General features: G+C 67.7%; 3 protein-coding genes and 4 pseudogenes. 3 read left to right on the top strand and 4 right to left on the bottom strand.

What is annotated here, in order from left to right:
• Positions 1–185: 185 nt before the first annotated feature.
• A pseudogene (locus IE271_RS44270) lies at positions 186–662 on the top strand (NmrA family NAD(P)-binding protein); the annotation flags it as partial.
• 3 nt (positions 663–665) lie between these two features.
• Here the strand turns inward: IE271_RS44270 and IE271_RS44265 are convergent.
• Positions 666–983: a putative quinol monooxygenase gene (locus IE271_RS44265; protein WP_190195360.1), complete on the bottom strand. Its 318-nt coding sequence runs from the start codon at positions 981–983 to the stop codon at positions 666–668.
• A gap of 78 nt (positions 984–1,061) precedes the next feature.
• Between IE271_RS44265 and IE271_RS40090 the strand changes: the two genes are divergently transcribed.
• Positions 1,062–1,757 (top strand): TetR/AcrR family transcriptional regulator, encoded by a 696-nt coding sequence (locus IE271_RS40090; RefSeq protein ID WP_190195359.1) that lies wholly within the window; start codon positions 1,062–1,064, stop codon positions 1,755–1,757.
• A gap of 24 nt (positions 1,758–1,781) precedes the next feature.
• Here the strand turns inward: IE271_RS40090 and IE271_RS40085 are convergent.
• Positions 1,782–2,563, bottom strand: a pseudogene (locus IE271_RS40085) (IS5 family transposase); the annotation flags it as partial.
• 107 nt (positions 2,564–2,670) lie between these two features.
• Between IE271_RS40085 and IE271_RS43115 the strand changes: the two are divergent.
• Positions 2,671–2,882 (top strand): annotated as a pseudogene (locus IE271_RS43115) (IS5/IS1182 family transposase); the annotation flags it as partial.
• A 621-nt stretch (positions 2,883–3,503) separates the two neighbouring features.
• Here IE271_RS43115 and groEL read toward each other — a convergent pair.
• Both groEL and IE271_RS40070 read right to left on the bottom strand, forming a co-directional pair.
• A pseudogene (gene groEL / locus IE271_RS40075) lies at positions 3,504–3,686 on the bottom strand (chaperonin GroEL); the annotation flags it as partial.
• An 80-nt stretch (positions 3,687–3,766) separates the two neighbouring features.
• Positions 3,767–4,903 carry an epoxide hydrolase family protein gene (locus IE271_RS40070; protein ID WP_190195358.1) on the bottom strand — a complete coding sequence of 379 codons (1,137 nt, stop codon included), beginning with the start codon at positions 4,901–4,903 and terminating at the stop codon, positions 3,767–3,769.
• Positions 4,904–5,114: the final 211 nt, after the last annotated feature.

Here is a 5,114-nt window from a genome sequence, read left to right as displayed (position 1 = left end):
CCTGCCCGAGATCGCGAGGAACCTCGACGCCGACGACCAGCGCGACTTCGAGCGCGTGGCCACCGCCATCGTGGACACCTCGGACCTCTCTTCGCCCGCCTCGAACCAGCCCGTCACACCGTGAGGTCCCGCCGCATCCGCACCTTGACGACGTTCACGCCGTGAACTAGTGAGGGGTGGCAGCGATGAGCACACGGACGACCGGCACGATCGCGGTCTTCGGCGCGACGGGGCAACAGGGCGGGGCGGTGGTCGACGCGCTGCTGGACCACAAGGCGCGGGTGCGGGCCTTGGTCCGCGACCCGCAGTCCGACCGGGCTCAGGCGCTGGCCGCCCGCGGCGTCGAGCTGGCGGCCATCCGGGCCGACGGCCCCGCGTCGCTGGCCGCCGCGCTGGCGACGGTCGAGGGGTTCTACTTCATGACCCCGGAGGCGAACGGCCTCGAAGAGGTCGAGGCGGAGATCCGCATCGGTACCGCGCTCGTCGACGCGGCGGTCGAGGCGGGCGTCCCGCACGTCGTGTTCAACTCGGTCTTCGGAGCGGACCGGGAGTCGGGTGTGCCGCACCACGACTCGAAGCACGCGATCGAGGAGCACCTGAGGAAGTCCGGCCTCAGGGCCGCGATGGTTCGCGCGACCGCCTTCATGGAGAACTTCGCGAGCGGTTCAGCTCGACGAGACGATGTGGACATCGACGCGCATGGAGGAGTCGAGGCCGGGTTCGTCGGCGAGGAGGTCCAGGACGCGCTGGTGCGGCTCGTCAAGTACGGGGTTGGAGTAGTGCCGCTCGAAGGACTCGTCGTCGCGGTAGAACTCGAACGCCCACATGATGTCCGGGTCGTTGTTGTCGCGGCTGAGCACCCAGTCCACGGGCCCGTCCGGGTCGTCCGTGCAGTGCAGGTCGGTGCACAGCTGGAAGAGCTCCTCACCCTTGCCGGGCTTGGCCTGGAAGCGTAGAACGACGCCGGGCTGGTTCTTGTGCATGATGTCTTCCTTTCAGAATTGGAACCTCGTTCCAAAGTCGAGTATGGAACAAGGTTCCAGTCATGTCAAAATGGGGTCGTGAGTAAAAAAGACGGGAGTAAAGATGCGCGGCGGTCGCCACGTCGCAGGGATGCACTGTCCAAGCGGGTCATCGTCCAGACTGCGATCGACATCCTCGACGCCGACGGAGAGGAGGCCCTGACCTTCCGGGCTCTGGCCGCCCGCCTGTCGACCGGGGCCGGCGCCCTCTACCACCACGTGTCGAACAAAGATCAGCTCCTCGCCGCCGCCGCGACGAACCTGGTCGAACGGGTCACCGGCCCCGCACCGTCGTCCGACTCGTCCGAGGCAACCCTTCGGACCCTCATGCTCGACGTGTTCGATGTGATCAGGGCTCATCCGTGGCTTGGAGCGCAGCTCTCCCGAGCCCCGTGGCAGCCAGCCGACCTGCTCATCTTTGAACGCATCGGCGAACTGCTCGCCCCTCTCCAGATACCGGACGAGATGCGCTTCGACGTCGCATCAGCGTTCATGAACCACGTCCTTGGAGCGGCGGCACAGCAGGCCGCAGGCACGTGTATCGCGCCGAACCTCGACCGGGCAGCCTTCCTGGAGAAGGTGACCGCGGGCTGGACTGCGCACGCCGGACGAGACCAGCTGCCGTTCGTGCACGAGATCGCACCGCAATTGGCCCACCACGACGACCGCCAACAGTTCGCAACCGGCGTCAACCTCCTCCTCGCTGGCATCGCCGCCGCCACACACCCGTGCTAAGAACTCCTGACAAAGGGCGAGGTTTTTCAGTCGTCGCCAGCAGATGATGCTGCAGGCCAGGCTGAGGAACGCTTCGTGGATGTCGTCGCGTATCTCCCAGCGGATGCGGAGCCGGCGGAACCAGTGCAGCAGCGCGAAGCTCTGCTCGACGACCCAGCGGTGGGCTCCCAGCCCGGAGCCGTGTTCAGTGCCGCGGCGGGCGATGACCGGAGTGACCCCGAGGGTCCGGACCTGCTTGTGGTACTTGTCGTGGTCGTAACCCCGGTCGGCGTAGATCTTCTCCGGCCGTCGGCGGGGTCGGCCACGTCGGCTCCGTACCGACGGGACGGCCTGCAGCAGGGGCATGAGCTGGGTGACGTCGCCCACGGTTTCCGCCGGTCAGGGACACGGCCGGCGGGATGCCGTGCGCTTCGGTGATCAGATGCTGCCTGGAGTCCGGTCGGGCACGGTCGACCGGGCTCGGTCCGGTCGTGGGCCGCCCTTCATGGTCCGTACATGCGAGCCGTCGATCGCCGCCCTCGACCAGTCCAGCGCACCGGCGGCGTGCAGCTCGGCCAGGAGTGATTCGTGCAGCCGCTGCCACACCCCCGCCTCGTTCCAGTCCCGCAGGCGCCGCCGGCACGTCATGCCGGAGCCGAACCCCAGCTCCTGGGCAGGAACTCCCGCGGAATGCCGGTGTACAGCACGAACAGGATCCCGCACAGGACCTTGCGGTCCTCCAGACGCCTACGCCCCAGACGATCCGCCCGGCGCGGCACGACCGGCAACAACGGCTCGATCCGCGCCCACAGCCCATCCACCACGATCCACGGAAGCTGCTCACCCCTCCTCACGCGAAGGCCAACACCCCACCACACGGCCGCATTCCAAGGGATCACACCCACTTCTGTTAGGAGTTCTTAGGTGTATCGGGGGGGCGGGCCCTACCATCCGCGCGCCGTTCCGAGGCAGGAACCTGCGCGGCCGGCGCCGGCGTCACAACCGGGACCATGCCAAGATCCGCAGCCTCGGCGAACGCGCCATGGCGGTCCTCAAGGGCCGGCGGCTCCTGCGCAAGCTCCGCTGCAGCACCACCCGGATCACCCCATCGTCCGAGCCGTCGTCGCCCTTGAACTCGCCAACTGATCAAGATGGAAAACGTTCAGTGGACCATCGACCACCTGGCGCACATCGACGAAGCCCGCGCCGAGTACGACATCCGCACCCGCGCCTAGAATTGTTGGGAAAGTGCCGGTCACGTACCCGTTGAGCACTGCTACCAGCACGGTCGCCTCATATCGGACGGCGAGTCTGTCGTACCTCGTCGCCACGGTCCGGTGACGTTCGACGCGTCCACACGGGCATCGACGAACTGTTCGCCGACGCCGGAGCGACGGGCGCGGCCTCCGTGGACGCCTCGACTCCGAAGTCAATTCTGATTTCACCGATCGTGGTGCACGCGTCCATCCTGCGCGAACCCATGGGCAACGTCGGGCCGGACCGGCTGGTGGACCGGGTCGTGCGCTTGCTGCCCCGCACCGGTGATGCCCAGCACGAGTCATGATCGTTCTTACCGATAACCGCTGTCCTGATGCCGAGGCCGAACTCCCGACACCCAGGGGCATTTTCCCCGTCGGCCATCGGATGTGACACCAGCCGCATCCACACGCCCCGCACACACCCGAGGGCGGCACCCCCTGTCTCCAAGGGGTGCCGCCCTCGGCCCGCAGGACGGTCGATCAACCGAAGCGGTCGATCAGAAGTCCCCTCACCGCCCGGCATGCCGCCGGCCGGCGCGGCGGCCTTCTCCGGCTTGTCGGCGATGACGGCCTCGGTGATGAGGAACAGCGCGGCGATCGACCCGGCGTTCTGCAGCGCGGAGCGCGTCACCTTGGCCGGGACGATGATGCCCTTGGCGACCAGGTCGACGTACTCGCCGGAGGTGGCGTCGCTCCGCTGCGCACCGTCCGCTCAATGCTTCACCGAAGTCAGTGGGCGCACGCGGCTCGGTGCCCTTGGTGGCGCCGAACTCATGCTTGCTCTCGCAGTGCTTCGTCCGCGGTGGTGCAGCGCACCGCGTCGCGGATGCCGGACACGTATCGCTCCGGCTGTTCCCAGGCCGCGAAATGGCCGCCCGCACGCTCCTCCCGCCACAGCCGGACGTCGAACACACGCTCGGCGAACTCGCGCGGCGCATTCACAAGATCCCGGGGAAAGATCGTGAAAACGGCCGGCGGCATCACCGTCTCCGGTTTGACGCCGCCGACGGCGTAGGGAGTGAAGGAGGTTCCGATAGCGCCGCTTACCCAGTACGCCGTGACCCACGTGAGCAGTTCCTCCCGGCTGAAGACCGACTCGACATCACCTCCGCAGTCTGTCCAGCTCCTCAGCTTCTCCACCAGCCAGGCCAGCAGCCCGGCCGGGGAGTCGCCCAGGCCGGCTGCGAGCGTATGGGGTTTCGTGGATTGCTCATGCATGTACCCGCCCTCGTGTTGCTGCCAGTCGCGCCCACGTTGAACATAGGCACGCTCGGTCGGCGAGAGATCCGACGGCAATGCGGCCAGGAAGTGGTACTGGGAGACGTCCGTCAGGTGCAGGGCCGCCACCCTTTGCGGGTACAGGGCGGCCAGCGCCTCGGCGACATCGCACCCCACGTCGCCGGCGGACACGACGTACCTGTCGTAGCCGAACTCCGCCATGACGGATGCCACAGCCTCGGCCATGGCGTCCGCCGACATACCGCCCTCGGGGACCGGCACGGCGAACGGATAGCCCGGGAGACTGGGAACGACGACGTGGAAGTCCGTCAGGAGAGGCAGCACCCTCTCGAAGCGCAGAACCGAGTCCGGCCATCCGTGCAGCAGGAGCACGGCAGGGGCGTCCGGGCGCGTCGCCCTTTGGTGGATCGCTCGCACGGGCACGTCGCTGCGCTGCGTCGTCGCCCACGGCAGAGCCCGGATCCGCGACTCGTGCGGGCGCCAGTCGTACGCGTTCAGCCAGTAGCTGATCAGGTCCGCGAGGTAGTCCGGGTCAGCGCCACGTTCCCACTCGGCTGTGTCCGGGAGAGGGACGCGCCGGTACCGCTCCAGGCGCAGGCGAAGATCGTTCAGGACCGCATCGTCGACCGGGTCCGGAGCGCCAGTCGGTAGGTCGCCGGGAGAGTGCATTATCTGCTCCATTCGCATGTCGGGGCCGGGAGGCCCTGTACCCTCGATCCTCGGCTCGTCACCGGTCCCAGGCGGACCATGATCGTTCTCGACGCCAACGGCTGTACCGATGTCCCTACCGACGCCAATTGCATCGGATGCGAATACGCGACACTCGGCCTGGAGGCGGGTCCCAGACTGCGCGGAAACGACCCCATCAGGGACGTTGGCC

It is taken from the genome of Streptomyces minutiscleroticus, from assembly GCF_014650875.1.
Lineage (GTDB): Bacteria > Actinomycetota > Actinomycetes > Streptomycetales > Streptomycetaceae > Streptomyces > Streptomyces minutiscleroticus.
Note: the sequence above shows the minus strand (reverse complement) of the source record. Positions and strands in the feature narration are given on the sequence as shown.

Coding starts and splice junctions, on each gene's coding strand:
- IE271_RS44265 (WP_190195360.1), bottom strand. CDS start 983: ATGCACAAGAACCAGCCCGGCGTCGTTCTACGCTTCCAGGCCAAGCCC.
- IE271_RS40070 (WP_190195358.1), bottom strand. CDS start 4,903: ATGCACTCTCCCGGCGACCTACCGACTGGCGCTCCGGACCCGGTCGAC.